The sequence below is a fragment of the Micromonospora sp. DT31 genome (assembly GCF_049841795.1).
Lineage (GTDB): Bacteria > Actinomycetota > Actinomycetes > Mycobacteriales > Micromonosporaceae > Micromonospora.
Genome location: NZ_JBNCKZ010000005.1, coordinates 200,537 through 216,804, shown reverse-complemented (window position 1 = coordinate 216,804; position 16,268 = coordinate 200,537). Strand labels below are relative to the sequence as shown.

The 16,268-nt window shown below is 71.7% G+C and carries 21 protein-coding genes; 10 read left to right on the top strand and 11 right to left on the bottom strand.

All coding sequences use genetic code 11. The annotated features are described in order from the left end of the window. Positions 1 to 54: 54 nt before the first annotated feature. Positions 55 to 342, bottom strand: a complete 288-nt coding sequence (locus tag ACLQ2X_RS11350; RefSeq protein ID WP_425680940.1) for a DUF6458 family protein — start codon at positions 340 to 342, stop codon at positions 55 to 57. A 115-nt stretch (positions 343 to 457) separates the two neighbouring features. On the opposite strand from ACLQ2X_RS11350, the gene ACLQ2X_RS11345 reads away from it, so the two are divergent. Then, a complete protein-coding gene (locus tag ACLQ2X_RS11345) occupies positions 458 to 994 on the top strand; it encodes a SixA phosphatase family protein (RefSeq protein ID WP_425680939.1) in 537 nt (178 codons plus the stop codon). Between the two features lie 27 nt (positions 995 to 1,021). On the opposite strand, the gene ACLQ2X_RS11340 is transcribed toward ACLQ2X_RS11345, so the two are convergent. Then, on the bottom strand, positions 1,022 to 1,903 hold the full coding sequence (locus ACLQ2X_RS11340; protein ID WP_425680938.1) for an NAD(P)-dependent oxidoreductase: 882 nt from the start codon (positions 1,901 to 1,903) through the stop codon (positions 1,022 to 1,024). A gap of 120 nt (positions 1,904 to 2,023) precedes the next feature. Here ACLQ2X_RS11340 and ACLQ2X_RS11335 point away from each other — a divergent pair, with 120 nt between their 5' ends. After that, positions 2,024 to 2,404, top strand: coding sequence for a winged helix-turn-helix transcriptional regulator (locus ACLQ2X_RS11335; protein ID WP_425680937.1), 381 nt, complete (start codon positions 2,024 to 2,026; stop codon positions 2,402 to 2,404). A gap of 10 nt (positions 2,405 to 2,414) precedes the next feature. Continuing rightward, entirely contained in the window at positions 2,415 to 2,570 is a 156-nt protein-coding gene (locus ACLQ2X_RS11330; protein WP_425680936.1) for a hypothetical protein, read from the top strand. 9 nt (positions 2,571 to 2,579) lie between these two features. Here the strand turns inward: ACLQ2X_RS11330 and ACLQ2X_RS11325 are convergent, their stop codons facing one another. The 4 genes from ACLQ2X_RS11325 to ACLQ2X_RS11310 form a co-directional block, all read right to left on the bottom strand. Then, a complete protein-coding gene (locus ACLQ2X_RS11325; RefSeq protein ID WP_013283345.1) occupies positions 2,580 to 2,849 on the bottom strand; it encodes a DUF6458 family protein in 270 nt (89 codons plus the stop codon). A gap of 176 nt (positions 2,850 to 3,025) precedes the next feature. Further along, positions 3,026 to 4,882: an acyl-CoA dehydrogenase gene (locus tag ACLQ2X_RS11320; RefSeq protein WP_425680935.1), complete on the bottom strand. Its 1,857-nt coding sequence runs from the start codon at positions 4,880 to 4,882 to the stop codon at positions 3,026 to 3,028. A 114-nt stretch (positions 4,883 to 4,996) separates the two neighbouring features. After that, entirely contained in the window at positions 4,997 to 6,124 is a 1,128-nt protein-coding gene (locus ACLQ2X_RS11315) for a PP2C family protein-serine/threonine phosphatase (RefSeq protein ID WP_425680934.1), read from the bottom strand. A 64-nt stretch (positions 6,125 to 6,188) separates the two neighbouring features. Next, complete coding sequence (locus ACLQ2X_RS11310; protein ID WP_425680933.1) at positions 6,189 to 6,821, bottom strand: septal ring lytic transglycosylase RlpA family protein; 633 nt, start codon at positions 6,819 to 6,821, stop codon at positions 6,189 to 6,191. Between the two features lie 170 nt (positions 6,822 to 6,991). Here ACLQ2X_RS11310 and ACLQ2X_RS11305 point away from each other — a divergent pair, with 170 nt between their 5' ends. Both ACLQ2X_RS11305 and ACLQ2X_RS11300 read left to right on the top strand, forming a co-directional pair. Then, complete coding sequence (locus ACLQ2X_RS11305; protein ID WP_425680932.1) at positions 6,992 to 7,531, top strand: phosphoribosyltransferase family protein; 540 nt, start codon at positions 6,992 to 6,994, stop codon at positions 7,529 to 7,531. A 117-nt stretch (positions 7,532 to 7,648) separates the two neighbouring features. Continuing rightward, positions 7,649 to 8,062, top strand: coding sequence for an ASCH domain-containing protein (locus ACLQ2X_RS11300; protein ID WP_425680931.1), 414 nt, complete (start codon positions 7,649 to 7,651; stop codon positions 8,060 to 8,062). Here the strand turns inward: ACLQ2X_RS11300 and ACLQ2X_RS11295 are convergent. From ACLQ2X_RS11295 to ACLQ2X_RS11285, 3 genes are all read right to left on the bottom strand, one after another. After that, a complete protein-coding gene (locus tag ACLQ2X_RS11295; protein WP_425680930.1) occupies positions 8,059 to 8,940 on the bottom strand; it encodes an LLM class flavin-dependent oxidoreductase in 882 nt (293 codons plus the stop codon). The genes ACLQ2X_RS11300 and ACLQ2X_RS11295 overlap by 4 nt on opposite strands. A gap of 49 nt (positions 8,941 to 8,989) precedes the next feature. Further along, on the bottom strand, positions 8,990 to 10,030 hold the full coding sequence (locus ACLQ2X_RS11290) for a MerR family transcriptional regulator (RefSeq protein ID WP_425680929.1): 1,041 nt from the start codon (positions 10,028 to 10,030) through the stop codon (positions 8,990 to 8,992). 88 nt (positions 10,031 to 10,118) lie between these two features. Continuing rightward, entirely contained in the window at positions 10,119 to 10,685 is a 567-nt protein-coding gene (locus ACLQ2X_RS11285) for an NUDIX hydrolase (protein ID WP_425680928.1), read from the bottom strand. An 87-nt stretch (positions 10,686 to 10,772) separates the two neighbouring features. Here ACLQ2X_RS11285 and ACLQ2X_RS11280 point away from each other — a divergent pair, with 87 nt between their 5' ends. Continuing rightward, on the top strand, positions 10,773 to 11,285 hold the full coding sequence (locus ACLQ2X_RS11280; RefSeq protein WP_425680927.1) for a GNAT family N-acetyltransferase: 513 nt from the start codon (positions 10,773 to 10,775) through the stop codon (positions 11,283 to 11,285). A 48-nt stretch (positions 11,286 to 11,333) separates the two neighbouring features. Then, the gene (locus ACLQ2X_RS11275; RefSeq protein ID WP_425680926.1) at positions 11,334 to 12,179 is read left to right on the top strand and encodes an aminopeptidase; all 846 of its coding nucleotides are present in this window, start codon (positions 11,334 to 11,336) and stop codon (positions 12,177 to 12,179) included. Positions 12,180 to 12,193: 14 nt separating this feature from the next. Here the strand turns inward: ACLQ2X_RS11275 and ACLQ2X_RS11270 are convergent, their stop codons facing one another. Beyond that, a complete protein-coding gene (locus ACLQ2X_RS11270) occupies positions 12,194 to 13,078 on the bottom strand; it encodes an aminoglycoside phosphotransferase family protein (RefSeq protein ID WP_425680925.1) in 885 nt (294 codons plus the stop codon). Positions 13,079 to 13,207: 129 nt separating this feature from the next. Here ACLQ2X_RS11270 and ACLQ2X_RS11265 point away from each other — a divergent pair, with 129 nt between their 5' ends. From ACLQ2X_RS11265 to ACLQ2X_RS11255, 3 genes are all read left to right on the top strand, one after another. Next, the gene (locus ACLQ2X_RS11265) at positions 13,208 to 13,825 is read left to right on the top strand and encodes a hypothetical protein (RefSeq protein ID WP_425680924.1); all 618 of its coding nucleotides are present in this window, start codon (positions 13,208 to 13,210) and stop codon (positions 13,823 to 13,825) included. Positions 13,826 to 13,892: 67 nt separating this feature from the next. Then, positions 13,893 to 14,870, top strand: coding sequence for a phosphotransferase family protein (locus tag ACLQ2X_RS11260; RefSeq protein ID WP_425680923.1), 978 nt, complete (start codon positions 13,893 to 13,895; stop codon positions 14,868 to 14,870). A 149-nt stretch (positions 14,871 to 15,019) separates the two neighbouring features. Beyond that, a complete protein-coding gene (locus tag ACLQ2X_RS11255; RefSeq protein ID WP_425680922.1) occupies positions 15,020 to 15,421 on the top strand; it encodes a hypothetical protein in 402 nt (133 codons plus the stop codon). Positions 15,422 to 15,478: 57 nt separating this feature from the next. On the opposite strand, the gene ACLQ2X_RS11250 is transcribed toward ACLQ2X_RS11255, so the two are convergent. Then, the gene (locus ACLQ2X_RS11250; protein WP_425680921.1) at positions 15,479 to 16,258 is read right to left on the bottom strand and encodes a hypothetical protein; all 780 of its coding nucleotides are present in this window, start codon (positions 16,256 to 16,258) and stop codon (positions 15,479 to 15,481) included. Between the last annotated feature and the right edge of the window lie 10 nt (positions 16,259 to 16,268).

Genomic DNA, 16,268 nt, shown 5'->3' with positions numbered 1-16,268 from the left:
CCCGGACGCACGAGGACCCCGCGCCGTTGCGGGGTCCTCGGGTCAGGGGAAGGGTCAGGCCGGGTAACCCGAGCCCGGGCGGCGCACCTCGCGGTACTCCTCGCGGACCACCCGGTCGTCCTGCACCGGGGCCACCGGCTCGGCGACGACCCGCTGCACCGGCGCGGCCACCACCCGGCGGCGGCTGTTCCAGAAGTAGAGCGTGGTGAGCAGGCCGGCCAGGCCGGCGAGCATGAGCACCCAGCCCACCACGTTGAGGTTCAGCCATCCCAGATCAGCGTCGATGGCGAACGCGAAGATCGCGCCGAGCGCGATGAGGAAGATGCTGGCACCGATGCCCATGACGTCGCCTCCTTGGCGTACTGCTGGCGTTTCCTACCGCCGCGGCCATGGATGAGGTTGCGGCACCCATCGACATACCCAGGCGGTTTGATCGTCAATCAGGCAAGCTGGGCGAATGACGGACGGCGGGAACGGACGGCGGACACTCGTGCTGCTGCGGCACGCGAAGGCCGAACAGTCCCCGGGCATCCCGGACCCCCGACGGGTGCTGACCGTGCGGGGGCACGCCGACGCCGCGGCGGCCGGTGCCTGGCTGGCCCGGCACGGCCTGCTCCCCGACGTGGTGCTCTGCTCGCCGGCCCGGCGTACCCGGCAGACCTGGCACGACGTGGCGACGGGGATGACCGGCGCGCCGCCGGAGCGCGGTCCCGCCGGTTCGACACCCGCGGTCCGCTACGAACCGTCCGCGTACGACGCACACCCGGAGCAGTTGCTGGAGCTGGTCCGAGCGGTGGATCCGGCGGCGGTCACGGTGCTGCTGGTCGCCCACAACCCGGGCATCTCGCTGTTGTCGGCGTCGCTCGATCCGCCACGCGCCGCACCGGAGGGCCTGCGCACCGCAGGTCTGGCGGTGCACCGACCGACGACCCGCTGGGCCGATCTCGTGCCGGCGGGCGCCCCGCTCACCGCCCACCACGTCGCCCGTGCCTGAGCCCGGCCGGCCCCCGTGCCGCATTCCTCATCGCGGTTGCTTGATGCTCTCGATGATCCGCGTGAAGCCTTCTTCTCCGTGACCGGCGTCCATCTGGCGTTGCATGAGGCGCTGGACCATGGCGGGCACTTCGGTGCTGACGTCCTGGTCGGCACTGGCGGCCAGGATTCCGCGGAGGGCGAGTTCCGAGAACTCCAGGCTCTGCTGCCCTTCGACGGTGTAGTCCCCGTTGTCGATGACCGCGGCGAACCGTGGGAACGCACCGGTCATGGCGGTCTGCCACGGTCCGGCCATGGCGGCGAACTCGCCCGCCGTCACGCCGGCGGGCGCGACCATGGCGGTGCCGTGCATGAAGCCGGCGAACATGGCGTACATGCCCGTGAGCAGGGCGAGGTCGTACAGGGACGCCAGCCCGTCATCCGCACCGACGTAGGTGCTGCCGCCCCACAGGTCGAGCAGCGGCTTGTACTTGTGGAAAACCGCGGCCGATCCGCTGTAGAGGATCGATGACCCTGGGTGGCCGATCATCGATGGAACGGCCATGATGCCGCCGTCCAGGTACGCGACCGCAGCACGCCCGGCCCAGGCAGCCATCTCGCGTGCCTGCTCCGGTGTCGTCGTGGTCACGTTGATCAAGGCGCGTCCGGCCAGCTCGTCGGCGAGCGGATCGAGCACCTCGCGGACCGACGCGTGGTCCAGCAGACAAGTGATCACCAGCCGGCTGGCCCGGACCGCGTCGCCTGCCGTGGCGGCGGCCCGTACGCCGTGCGAGACCAGGTCGTCCGCCTTTCCCGCCGAGCGGTTCCAGACCGTTGTCGGGTATCCGGCCTTCACCAGGGCGGCTGCCAGTGTGCTACCCATCGCGCCCAGTCCGAGAACGCTCACCGAAGCGGTGTCGTTGGTTGCCATGTTCCCGGCTCCCCTCGTGCTCGTCGTTAGGGGAGATCCTGTCCGCTGCCGTTACTGTTGACCAGTACGGACTAATTAGTCAGGTACCCACCTTCGGGTAAGTAGGCCTTGGAAGGGCGGATGCGAGCGTCAAAACGACGTGGCCCCTACTTCTGCGGCATCGACGCCGCGATGGACGTGGTGGCCGGCAAGTGGAAGTCGCTGATCCTCTGGGAGTTGCACCACTACGGGACCCGCCGGTTCGCCGAGCTGCGGCGCGGCCTGCCGGGCGTCAGCGAGAAGATGCTCATCCAACATCTGCGGGAGATGGAAGAAGACGGGCTCGTGCATCGTGAGGTTTACCGAGAGGTGCCGCCGAAGGTGGAGTACTCCCTGACAGAGCACGGTGTGTCTCTCAACGCCGCGCTGGCGTCGTTGGGTAGATGGGGCAGCGAACGCATCCGGCGAATCGGCGCGGAAAAGATTTCCGTCGACGTTGGCGAAGCAGTAGGCGACACCTGACGGGAATCAGGTGTCCGTCGCCCTCCGCCTGGCTGCTGCGGCGCTCCCCAACATCCTGCTGATCGCCGGCACGAAGTCCACCGCGCACCCGCGCGAGAACATCGCGGGCGTCGGCCTGCTCCTGTCCGACGCCGACCTCGTCGAGCTGGACCGGATCGGCCGCTGACGCCCGACGTCAGGACGGCGGGGCCGTCGGCGGCGGCGGGTCGGGCGGCGGCGGCATCATCGCGGTCGGATGGGAGAGCCGGTTCTCCTCCACGATGAGGGTGCGGGCGCGCTTGCGCCGGTCCTGCCAGAACCACAGCGTGGTCAGCAGGACGCCCAACCCGGCCAGGATGAACACCCAGCCGACCGCGCGTAGGTCGATCCACCAGACGTTTGCTCGGATGGCGAAGGTCATGATCGCGCCGAGCGCGATGAGAAAGATGGCGCTGCCAATGCCCATGTGCGCTGCACTCCCCCGTGCGATGGCCCTTGGGCGTGCTCCGGTCGTGGTCCGCGACGGTTACCCGCGACCGGCCCGGCTATCCACCCCGGGGCGCAGCGACGACGGTGGCCGGCGGGCTGGCGCCCGCCGGCCACCGGCATTGCCACATCAGGGGAGAAAGCCCTCACCAGGGCTCAGAACGCCTCCTCCGGGAGGTCCATGATCTCCAGGTCGGTGCCCTCGATGATCCGCCGGTCGGCGCCGATGCGCGGCAGCACCTCGCGGGCGAAGAACCGGGCCGAGGCCACCTTGCCGGTGTAGAACGCCTTGTCGGCGGCGGACACCTCACCGGCGAGCGCCTTCAGCGCCACGTCCGCCTGCTTCTGCAGCAGCCAGCCGACGACCAGGTCGCCGATCGCCAGCAGGAACCGGCGGCTGCTCAGGCCGACCTTGTAGAGGGCCCGGGTGTCGCCACCCTGCGCCTCGCCCAGCCAGCCGGTCATCACGCCGAGGATGTTCTGGATCTCGGCGAGCGCCTTGCCGAGCGCCTGCCGCTCCTCCTTGAGCTGACCGTTGCCGGCCTCGGAGGTGATGTGCTCCTGGATCTCGGCGGCCACCGCCATCAGGGCCTTGCCGTTGTCCCGGACGATCTTCCGGAAGATCAGGTCGAGGCTCTGGATGGCCGTGGTGCCCTCGTAGAGGGTGTCGATCTTGGCGTCCCGGACGTACTGCTCCAGCGGGTAGTCCTGCAGGAAGCCGGAGCCGCCGTAGGTCTGCAGCGCCTCGTGCCCGAGCAGCTCGTACGCGCGCTCCGAGCCGACGCCCTTGACCAGCGGGAGCAGCAGGTCGTTGACCCGCTTGGCCAGCTTGGTCGCCTTCTCGTCGCCGGCCGCCTCGGCCACCGAGACCTTGTCCTGCCAGCTCGCGGTGTAGCAGACCAGCGCGCGCAGGCCCTCGGCGTACGACTTCTGCATCAGCAGCGAGCGGCGCACGTCCGGGTGGTGGGTGATGGTCACCCGGGGGGCGGTCTTGTCGGCCTGCTTGGTCAGGTCGGCGCCCTGCACCCGGTTCTTCGCGTACTCCAGCGCGTTCAGGTATCCGGTGGAGAGGGTGGCGATCGCCTTGGTGCCGACGAGCATCCGGGCGTACTCGATGATCATGAACATCTGACGGATGCCGTCGTGCTTCTCGCCCAGCAGCCAGCCCTTGGCCGGTACGCCGTGCTCGCCGAAGGTCAGCTCGCAGGTGTTCGAGACCTTGAGGCCCATCTTGTGCTCGACGTTCGTCGCGAAGACGCCGTTGCGCTCGCCCAGCTCACCGGTCTCGGCGTCGAAGTGGTACTTCGGCACGACGAACAGCGACAGGCCCTTGGTGCCCGGGCCTCCGACGCCCTCCACGCCGACCGGGCGGGCCAGCACGTAGTGGACGATGTTGTCGCTCAGGTCGTGCTCACCGGAGGTGATGAAGCGCTTCACGCCCTCGATGTGCCAGGAGCCGTCCGGCTGCTGGACCGCCCGGGCGCGGCCGGCGCCGACGTCGGAGCCGGCGTCCGGCTCGGTCAGCACCATGGTCGAGCCCCACTGCTTCTCGATGAACAGCCGGGCCCACTTCTTCTGCTCCTCGGTGCCCTCGACGTGCAGCACGTGGGCGAAGGACGGGCCGGAGGCGTACATCCAGATCGGGGCGTTGGCGCCGAGCACCAGCTCGGCCAGGGACCACCAGAGGGCGCGCGGGGCGTTGGTGCCGCCCAGGGACTCCGGCAGGTCCAGGCGCCAGAACTCGGAGTCCATGAACGCCTTGAACGACTTCTTGAACGACTCCGGCAGCGGCGCGGTGTGCGTCGCCGGGTCGAAGACCGGGGGGTTGCGGTCGCTGTCCGTGTAGCTGGCGGCCAGGTCCTCGCGGGCGAGGCGGTCGACCTCAGCGAGGAAGCTGCGGGCGGTGTCGACGTCCAGCTCCGTGAACGGGGCCTGGCCGATCGTGCGGTCCGCCCCGAACACCTCGAACAGGTTGAACTCGAGGTCCCGAACGTTGCTCTTGTAGTGGGTCATGCTCGCTGGCCCCGCTTCCGGACAGGTGTTACCGATCAGTAACTCCAGACTGTATTACTGATCGGTAGGCAACGACAAGCGGATCTCGGAAGTGACAGATTACACACTTCACGCTTACCCGTCGGTTGCGCCGACCTCCCAGCTCGGCACCGCCGCCGCAGTAACACTGCGCGGACCCGTGTATTCCATGAGTACCAATGCGATGTCGTCGTCGAGCCGGCCGTGCACCCACTCGACCAGGGCGGTCTGCAGCGAGGCCAGCCCGTCGGCGACCGTGCCGTGACCGAGCAGCCGCCAGGCCCGGTCTGCGGTCGGGAAGAACTCGCCGTCCCGCCGCGCCTCACCCAACCCGTCGGTGAACAACAGCAGCCGGTCGCCCGGCTCCAGCCGCTCCACCCGGGGCCGGACCACAGGCATGAAGCCCAGCGGCGGCGCGGGCGCCGGCGGCTCCAGCGGGATCACCGCGCCCCGACGCAGCAGCAACGGCGGCGGATGCCCGCAGTTGACGATGGTGAGGGTGCCGCCACGCTCCTCGACGAGCGCGGCGGTGACGAAGTCCTCGTCACCCACGTTGCGGGCCACCGCCCGGTCCAGGTCGGTCACCACCGCGCGCAGGTCGGCCCGCTCGTACGCCACATGCCGGTAGGAACCGAGCACGATGCTCGCCAGGCGGACCGCGTCGAGCCCCTTGCCCCGGACATCACCGATGATCATGCGGACGCCGTACGGGGTGTCCATCGCCTCGTACAGGTCGCCGCCGATCTCGGCGGTGGCCGTGGAGGAGATGTAGCGGGCCGCCACCGCAAGCGTGCCGACCTGCGGGCCGAGCGGGCGCAGCACCGCCTGCTGGGCGACCGAGGCGAGTCGGGTCAACTCGTCGATCCGCTCCACCTGGCGCTGCCGCACCCCCGCGGTGGCGGCCGCGATGGCCGTGCTCACCGCGATCGCGGCCACGTTGACCATGGTCACCAGCGGGGCGCCCGGCTCACCCATGGCGAAGACGACGCCGGTCGCGGTGGCCAGTCCGCCGACGGCGAGGACCACCCGCCAGGACGCCAACGACGCGGCGATGAACGGCGCGGCGGCCATCAGCGCCAGGTAGTGCGTCCGAGGACCGTCGGCGAACTCCACGGCGGCGACGATCGCGAGCAGCGCGAGGGCCGCGCCGAGACCGGCGCGGGACCCGGGACTCAGCGGGCCGCGGCCCGGCTGGTGACGTTTGGTACGTACACCGGACAGCATGCCTGATGGACGTGAGCAGGAGAACGAACCTGGCCCGTCGTTCGTGGAAGTTCTGCCCGATTGGTCAGCCCAGGACCTCGTACCGGACCTGGACGTGGCCGAGACCCGTGGCGGCGATGGTGGCGAACGCCGCCCGGGACAGGTCGAGGCAGCGGCCGTCGATGAACGGGCCGCGGTCGTTGATCCGCACCACGACGGACTTGCCGTTGGCCGGGTTGGTGACCCGGACCTTCGTGTTGAACGGCAGTGTCTTGTGCGCGGCGGTCAACGCGTTCGGGTTGAACGTCTCGCCGTTCGCGGTCATCTGGCCCTCGGCGTAGAAGGAGGCCCCGCACGACCCGCTGTCCACCACCTTCGGCGTGCTGGTCTTCTTCGCGCTCGGCGCCGGCGCGGCGGTGCGGGCCTTGCCCCGGGAGGCCGCCTGCGTACGGCTCGCCTTCGGGCTCGGCGTGGCCTTCGGCGACGGGCTGAGGCTCGCGCTCGGCGAGGGCGACGCGCTCGGCGAGGGGGCGGCCGAGGTGGGGGCGGGCGTGCTGGGCGGGGCCTGGACCACGACCGGGGCGGCGGGCGGCTCGGCCGAGGTGAGCCGCACCGCGCCGACCGTGCCGCCGACCGCGAGCGCCACGCCGACCGCCGCGGTGGCGGCGATGGCCGCGGGCGAGGAGAACGTGCGGGTACGAAGGTGCCTAGCAGTCACCGGCCCGGGGTCCTTTCGTCAGCTGAACAAACCGGCCCGGACCGTAGCGAGAGAAGCACTTCCGACGTCAACGTGATCATGATGTTATGCCCGCATTTACCCTGTTACGTGTAGCCGATCAAGCCAGCGGCGCTCCGCCGAACGGCCCACCGACCCACCAGGATGGGACCGTGCTGAACAGGCGACTGATCGAGTTGTTCCGGTGGGTCGACCCCGGACCGGCAAGCACCCACCTGATAAGTGACACCTCCGCCTGGTGGGGCGATCCCGACGTGCTCACCCAGGTCGGTCCGGCACTGGCCGGACTGTTCCCGGACGCCCGCCCCACCCTCGTGATCGCCCCCGAGGCGACCGGCCTGATGCTCGGCCCGCTGGTCGCGGTCGCGGCGGGCGTCGGTTTCCTGCCCGCGTACAAGGACGGCGGCGAGCGGCGCCGGGTCGCGCCGATGCGGTGGGCGCAGACGCCGACCGACTACCGGGGACGGCGACTGCGGATCGGCGTGGACGGTCGCCGGCTGCACACCGGGGACCGGGTGCTGCTGGTCGACGACTGGGTCGACACCGGCGCGCAACTGGACGCGCTGTGCCGGGTGCTCCGCGACGTCGGCGCCGAACTGGTCGGCACCGCCGCACTGGTGGCGACCTGCACACCCGACGTCGGTGAGCGGCTGCGGCTACGCGCCCTGCTCACCGACGAACACCTGCCCTGAGGCGCCGGGCGGGCCGGCGACCGACAAGCCGTCCCCGGCCCGCGCCGCCGTACCGGGTCGGCCGGACGAGTGGCCTTTCCCGCCGACGGCCACGGCGGCTGCCGTAGCGTCGGCAGGATGTGGCCCCGCATCGGTGGATTGCGCGCGCTCGCCCTCGGCACGCCCGGTGAGCTGCGGACCCGACTCAACACCCTCGTGCTGGCCGGCGTGAAGACCGCCACCGCCGGGCTGGTCCAGGAGTACGCCGAGGACGGCGAGGAGGTGGAGTACGTCGGCGAACGGCTCGCCCTGGTCGACGACAACGACGCGCTCGTCGGCGTCGTGGAGGTCACCGGCGTCGAGGTGGTGCGCTTCGCCGACGTGCCGTGGGACTTCGCCCGCGCCGAGGGCGAAGGCGACCGGTCGATCGAGGAGTGGCGCGAAGGCCACGGCGCCTACTGGGCGCGGCAGGGCACCCCGGTCACCGACGACACCCCTGTCGTCTGTCTCCGGTTCCGGCTGACCTGCACCGAGGGCAGCGTCGGCACCTAACCGGCCCGGCGCAGCTCCGGCAGCAGCGCCGCCGCCTCCACCAGCACCGCCTCGTCACCGGCGTACCAGCTGCTGGCCCGCGGCCAGTGCGTCACCACGTCGGTGAAGCCCAGCCGGGCTGCCCGGTCGACCTGCTCGGCGAAGAAGTCGGCGCTGGTAAGCGAGAACACCGGCGCCGAGTCGAGCGAGAGGTAGCGGTCGAGCGTCGCCGGGTCGCGCCCGGCCCGCTCCAGCGTGCGGTCCATCCGCTCGGACAGCTCGGCCACCGTGCCCCACCAGCTGTCCACGTCGTCGCTGCCCTGCCCGATGGTCACCCAGCCCTGCCCGAACCGGGCGGCCAGCCGCATCGAACGGGGACCGTTCGCGGCCATCACGAACGGCACCCGGGGCTGCTGCACACAACCGGGGTTGCTGCGCGCGTCGACCGCGGTGAACCACTCACCGCGCCAGGTCGTGCCGTCCTCCCGCAGGATCGCGTCGAGCAGCTCGGTGAACTCGGCGAACCGGTCCACGCGCTGCTTCGGCGGCAACGTCTCGCCGCCGAGCACCGCCGAGTCGAAGCCGATGCCGCCCGCCCCCAGACCCAGCAGCACCCGACCGCCGGAGATGTCGTCGAGCGCGGTCACCTGCCGGGCGAACGCAGCCGGGTGGCGGAAGTTCGGCGAGGCGACGAGCGTGCCGAGCCGGATCCGGGAGGTGACGCCCGCCGCCGCGGTCAGCGTCGTCCACGAGTCGAACCAGGGGCCGTCGACCAGGTCACGCCAGCCGAGGTGGTCGTAGGTCCAGGCGTGGTCGAAACCCCACTCGTCGACCTGCGCCCACCGCCGCCGCGCTTCCGACCAGCGCTGGTCGGGCAGGATCACGATGCCGATTCGCATGGTCGCCAGCGTACGACCCGGGTCGGACACGCCGACCCGGGTCGCGGGCTCATGCCGCCAGGTCGGCGACCACGCAGGCGATGTTGTCCGGCGCGCCCGCCGCGTACGCCAGCTCCACCAGGCGCGCGACGGCGGCTTCCGGATCGTCGGCCCCGGTCAGCGCCGCGTGCACCGCACCCGGGTCGACCACGGCGGACAGGCCGTCGGAGCAGAGCAGGTAACGGTCACCGGGCAGGGCGGTACGCAACGCCAGATCCGCCTCCACCTCGGTGCCGGACCCGAGCGCCCGGGCCAGCAGCGCCCGCTGCGGGTGCGCCCCCGCCTCGGCCGGTGTCAGCCGCCCCTGGTCCACGAGCGTCTGCACGTACGTGTGGTCCTGGGTGAGCCGGGACAGTTCGCCCGCGCGCAGCAGATACGCCCGGGTGTCCCCGACGTGTGCCAGCGCGAGCCGGGTGCCGCGGCGCACGATCGCGGTGAGCGTGCTCGCGGGCTGGTCGGCGTCGGTGCCGTGCGCGCGTACCGCCCGGTCCGCCCTGGTCACCGCGTCGGCCACCGCGGCCAGCAGGTCGTCGGCCGGCTCCAGCGACCGCAGCGCGTCCACCGCGGCGGTGCTGGCGGCGGCACCGCCGGGGCCCCGTACGCCGTCGGCGACCGCGAGCAGCGTGCCACTGGCGTACGCGGTGTCCTCGTTGGAGTCGCGGACGCCGCCGGTCTCGCAGCGCACCGCGTACCGGAAGGTGGTGTCGGACATGGTGGTGCCCCTCTCGCTGAGCTGGTCGACAAGGAGCGCGACGGCCCGGCCGCGCGCCGCGGTGTCCGCGCGGACCCGCAGCCACCAGACGTCGAGCGCCTCGGCGGCGGCAGCGGGCGGCAGGCCGCAGACGGTCCGGATCTCGGCCAGTGGCATCCCGGCCCGGCGCAACTCGGCGATCAGTCGCGCCCGGTCCACCTGCTCCGGCGCGTAGTAGCGGTAGCCCGAGTGCGGGTCCACCGCGGCCGGCGGCAGCAGCCCGCAGTCGTCGTAGATCCGCAGCGCCTTGGTGCTCAGGTGGGCCGCGCGGGCGAACGCCCCGATGGTCAACAGCCGCACCGTGACCTCCCTCGCGCGCCGGTCGCGCTCCTCGTGCCGGCCACCGTGACCGGCACGGACCACGCTGGGCCTTGCCGCAGGGGCCGGGTCAAGGCGCAACGGCCGCCAGTTTGGTCAGCATCCGACCCAGATGCGGCTCGATCGTGCCGGCGGGCGCGTCGGCCACCTCGGCCGCCGTCCACCAGCGGATGGCGGAGAACTCCACCGGATCGGGCGTGAACCGCTGGTCACGGTGCGAGTCCACCACGTACCAGAGGCTCACGTCGGTGTGCCGGTGCTCAGGCGGGCCGACCGTCTCGGTGACGGTGAGGAACGCCGGGCGCGCGCCGAACGGCGGCGCGAAGACCGCTGTCACGCCCAGTTCCTCCCGCAACTCCCGGCACACCGTGTCGGCCGGATGCTCGCCCGGCTCGACGTGGCCGCCGCTCGGCAGCCACATCCCCGCGAGGCGGTGGTCGACAAGCAGCACCGCGCCGTCGGACCGGTCGCGGAGCAGGAAGTAGGCGACCAGGTGCGGCGACGGGGTGCGGGGCTTGGCCCGGCGGAAGATGTCCTCGGTGCCGGCCAGCCAGGCCAGTGCCGCCTCCTGGTGCCGCGCCTCCTGCTCGTCGGCCGGCGTCAGCTCCTCGACCAGGGCCCGGATCTCGTCTCGCATCCCCGGGATACTGCCAGCGGGGTACGACAACGGCAGTCCGGCGGCAACACCGTCGCACGTGGTTGCCCGGCCGCCTAATCTGAGCCGGTGCCGGAACTGGAACGTCTCGCCGCCCACCATGCCCCGGCCGTGCTGCGGTTCGAGCGGGACAGCCGGGCCTACTTCGCCCGGTACGTGCCCGACCGGGGCGACGACTACTTCGCCGGGTTCGCCGCCCGGCACGCGGCCCTGCTGAACGAGCAGGAACGCGGCACCTGCCACTTCCACGTGCTCGTCGACGACGACGGCACCGTGCTCGGACGGTTCAACCTGGTCGACGTGGCCGACGGCAGCGCCGAGCTGGGCTACCGGGTGGCCGAGCGCGCCGTCGGGCGTGGGCTCGCCCAGGAAGGTGTCCGGCGCGTCTGTGCGCTGGCCCGCGACGCGTACGGGTTGCGCCGGCTGGTCGCCTCGGCGGCGCTGGCGAACCCGGCCTCGCTGGCGGTCCTGCGGCGGACCGGGTTCGTACCCGACGGCGACGTGTGGCTGGACGGCGAGCCCGGCGTGCGGCACGTCCGCGACCTTGCCGGTGCGGGCGCTGACGCGACAGCGTCCCCGTAGGCTGCCGGCCCGCCCCCGACGTCCCATCCATGTGTCACGATCTCACCCGTGCGTCTTCCGACGGGACTGCTTCTCACCTCCGCCGCCGCCGGTCTGGCCTCCGCCGTCGCGGCGACGTTCGCCCTGCCGAGCGCGTCGTCGTTGTGCGGCCTCGTCGCGCTTCTCGCCCTGCTGGGGTACGTGCTGACGGATCGAGGCGTACGCCCGGTCACCTGGCCCCTCGCCGCTGGTGTCGGGGTGTTCACGGTGGTCACCGCGGCCAGGTTGTTCTGGCCGCAGGAACAGTTCCACGAACTCGGCCTGCTGGCACCCGGCGGGACGCCGGCGGTGGCAACGCGGTTGGCGGAGGTGATCGAGCGGGAGAAGCTGGCCGCGCTCGGTACGGCGGCCGGTGTCGTCTGCCTCGCGGCCGGCGTGCTGGCACTACCGGTGCGCCGCCCAGGACGTGGCGCGTTGACGACGGGCGCGGCGCTGCTCCTGCTCGTCTGGTTCGGGGTGGACAACGCGCGGACCGTGCGCGACCATCCGCTGCCGGACCTGCTCGGCACGGTCTGGCCGGCGCTGCTCGCCACCCTGGCCGCCCTCGGGGCGCTCGCCGTGTCCGGGTGGCGGACCGACAGGCGTTGGCTGCTCCCGTCGGGGTTGGTGCTGCTGTCCCTCACGGCGGCACAGGCGTACGCGGCCCTGGCCGGAACATGGTCGTTCTGGCGGGATCTGACCGAACCGGCCGGCGACTCCTTCCTCGAACCAGGGATGAGATTCGCGGCCGCCGCCACCGATGCGCCCCCGGCGATCGAGGTGGTGCTGCCCCTCGTCGGTACGACCCTGGCGGTGTTCGCCGCCACCGCGCTGGTGGTGGCCGGCGCGCTGGGCAGCGCGCGGGAGACGCACTGAGCTCCACGTCCCGGTCAGTCGTGACGGTGCCGCAGGATGTGGTCGAGGTGGCGGATCGTGTCCTCGCGGTCGTCCTCGCTTATCGAGTCCCACAGATCCGCCAGCCAGTAGAGCGAACCAGACAGCATCCAGGCCCACCCCCGCACCCAGGTCGCCTCGTCGAACCCGAGCGCCTCCCGGTAGGCGGCCCGCGCACGGGCGTCGAACAGGCTCCAGCCCGGCCGCACCTCGACCGCCGGATCGCCGCGGCCGAGACCGCCGAAGTCGATTACCCCGGTGAGCCGGCCCCGGTCGACCAGCAGGTTGCCTTCCAGAAGATCACCGTGCAGCCACACCGGCGGTCCCTGCCACTCGTCGGCCGCCATCGCCTCGTCCCACGCCGCGGTCACCGCCCGCCCGTCGATCCGGTCGCCGAGCGCCGCGATCGACCGGCGGGTCAGCTCGTCCCGCTGCGCCAGGGGTACGCCGCGCTGAATCCCCTCCCGGACCGGCCCGCCCATCGGGTCGATCGCGATCATCGCCCGCACGAAGCCGGCGAGGTCGACGGCGAGGTCGACGAGGTCCTGTCCCACTTCCGGGTTGCGCCCGTCCAGCCACGGCACGACCGTCCACGGCCACGGATAGTCCGCGCCCGGCCGGCCGACCGCGAGCGGCACCGGCACCGGCACCGGCAGGTGCGGGGCCAGCCGCGGCAGCCAGGTCGCGTCGGTCGCCACCTGGTCCACCGCCCACGGTGCCCGTGGCAGCCGTGCCGTCAGGGAATCACCCAGCCGGAACAGCGCGTTGTCGGTGCCGGTCAACGGCTGCGCAACGATCGGCAGGTCCGACCACTGCGGGAACTGCTCGTCGATCAGGGCGCGTACCTGCTCGACAGCGACGACGATCTCTCCGGGGCGCATCGGCGTGACCCTAGAAGCCGCCGGAACGTCCCGTCCATCGCATTCGGACCGGGAACGTGCACCGCCGTGTGTTCCCATACGCTTGCAGGTGCCCTGGCACTGCCGGCGGCACCGTCGAAAGTGAGTCTCATGGCCCTCACCCCACCGGCCGGTCGGCGGGTGCCGCGACCCACCCGCTTGTGGCTCGTCGTCGCAGGGCTGGTCGCCGCCGGCGCACTGACGTCCGGGATCGTGCTGCTGCTGGCCCCTGACGGGGAACTCGGCCAACGATTCACGCCGGGACAACCGGTGAGCGTGCGGCTGCACCCTTCGTCGCCGCAGATGGTGTGGGCAAGGGAAGCGGACGGTGTGTCGAGTGTGCAGTGCGAGGAGGCGACGCCGGGTGCGCTTGCCTCGATGACCCAGGAATTCCCACTGAGCGACGTGTATGAGCTCACCGTCGACGGCGAGCGATGGCGCGGGACGTTGGCGCTCCTCGGCAGTCCCGCGGACACCTACCGGCTCGTCTGCGAGGGTTCCGGGGCGTCCGGCTCGACGCTGTCCATCGGCGCGGCCCCCTGGTCCTACGATCTTCGCCACAGCGGCCCCTTCCGCATGGTGACCTTGGGTGCGCCGGTTTCGGACACCGCCATCGGTTCGGCGATGGTGATTCTGGGAACGCTCGCCGGCTTGCTCGTCGCGGTCCGCGTCGCCCGTCGGCGGCGGACACTCCGCCAGCCGGATGGAGCACTGCATGAGCGCACCTGAGCATGCCCTCGTCAGGTCGAACGGCCACCCTGCCTGGCCGAGCAGCGGCGCGTAGCGGGGGGCGGCCATGACGCGGGTGTTTCTGCGGCCGGGTGATCTGCACGCGCTGGTGGTGGAACAGTTCGGCGGCGACCGGCGGGTCGCCGTCCTGGAGCGGGTGACGGGCGGCAGCAAGAAGGGCGTCTACCGGCTCGGGTTGGACGACCGGAGCACCGTGATGCTGTACGTGTGGGCCGCGGGGGAGAACTACTGGCCACCGTCGCCGGCTGTCCCGGACGACCCGTTCACCGACGCGTCGGGCGCGGATCTGTTCGCCGCCGGCCACGCGGCGCTCACCGCGGCCGGAGTGCGGGTGCCGCACCTGATGATGCTCGACCGTGACGGCCGCTATCTCGACGCTGACCTCGCGTTGGTCGAGGATGCCGGCGCGCTGCGGCTGGAGGCGTTGCTGCACCGCGATCCCGCCGCGGCCGCCGGGCCGCTGTCCGCGCTCGGCGACGCCCTGCGCCGCATGCACACCACGTTCGGCCCGGACTACGGCAAGCTCGCGGCCATCGCCCGCGGCGAGGCGTCGCAGACCCGACCCCCGCAGGACGTGATCGTCGACCGCGCGCTCGGGCACCTCGACGCCGCGGCGGCCCGCGACGCCCGGCTGGCCGACGCGCACCACCGGATCGCCGCCCACGTACGCCGGCTCAGGGGCGCGGTCACCGCGCGGAAGGAGTACGGGCTGGTGCACGGCGAACTCGGCCCCGACCACGTGCTCGTCACACCGACCGGCGAACCCGTCATGATCGACTTTGAGGGTCTGACCTACTTCGACGTCGAGTGGGACCACGCCTGGCTGCAGATGCGCTTCGGCGACAGCTACCCCGCGCTACGTCCGGTCGATCTCGACCCGCACCGCCTGGAGCTCTACCGGTACGCGCAGACGCTGTCCCTGATCGAGGGCCCACTACGGATCGCGGACACCGACTTCCCGGACCGCGAGTGGATGCTGGACCTGGCCGAGCACCACATCACCAAAGCACTCGCCGCGACCTGACGCATCCCGTTCCCGCGGCCGGCCCGGCATCTCCCCGACGGCCGGGCCACAGCGCTCAGGCCGGGGCGGGCGCGAATGCGTCCCGTGACCGTCGCGCACGACGGTTACCGGCCCACGACACCACCACCCGGCTCCGGCATACTCCCGTCATGCCCGAACGACCGACAGCCGGGTGGCGCCACCACCTCGAAGAGCAGAGGGCTCAGCGCCGGGCGGGGACGCTGAAGGAGGGCGAGGACTGGGCACTTGAGGCCTACCCGGACTCACTCATAGCGGCGACGGATACCGCGCTCGCCGACTTCGAGCAGGTGCTCACCCGGACAGATCCGGAGTCGGACACCGCCGTCCTCGGCGCGGTACAGCACGTCGTCCTCGCGCTCAACGCCGCCAACGCGAACCACAGCGACGCTGCGTACGACACGGACGAGCGCGAAGCGCTATGTGACTACATCGATCAGGCGCTTGTGGGTGCAGGCGTCGACACCGACGCGCTGACCGCCAGGCAAGGGCTCGAACGGTGGGAGATCACCGACCGCTGGCGCACCTGGTAGTCGTACGGCGCCCCTGACGGACAGTAGCCTCGCGGGGAACCGCGACCGCAGGGTCGCCTATCGACTCCAGCGCTCGGCCGGGAGGCAGTCTGGGCCAGGCTTGCCGTAGACGACCTTGCCGGATGAGTCGGTGAAGCAGTGATCGAACTCGTCGGAGGGACGGAACAGCAGTCGTCGGTCGAGTTCGGTGCCGTTGGCGTCATAGCTGACCAACTCGGCGTCCCTCCTGACCGTGCCACCCTCGGTGAGCAGGCCGAACACGCCGCCGCTCAGCCGTGCCGTGGTTGTGTGCCCGTCGCCGTGTTCGAGCACCAGCCGGTGCACCCGAGCGCTGACCCGGCCGGTCACGGCGACGTCGCCACCGTCCACTTCGGTCGACGTGAGGAGGAGTCGCTGGACCGGGCCGGGTAGCCAGCCCTGTTGTGGCCAATCGCGTTCCCCGCCGATTCCCCCACTGATCTCAGCGCCTGGGCGCATCGAGACATCGCAGGTGAAGTAGCCGGTATCCGTGATGAACACCGCCACGGCGCGGTGGTCCTGTTCGGCGGCCACGACCAGGTGGGCCATCGACACCGGAAGCCGCTCGGCCTGCGCGTTCCACGACAGGCACTGCTCCATCGCCCGGCGCAGCGTCGGTGACAGCTCGTGCGGCCCCATCGCCAGATGCTGCACATCGTCGTTGTCCGGCGCCACCGCCACGCCGACCACCACCGCCGCTGCGGCAACCATGGCGGCGATCCCCAGTCGCACCGACCGGCGAGGCGGCGGCCGGTGGATCGACCTCATCAGATCCGCCCGCATCCGCGCCGCCGTTCCGGCCGGCAGATCCCGCTCCACAGGGGCGTCG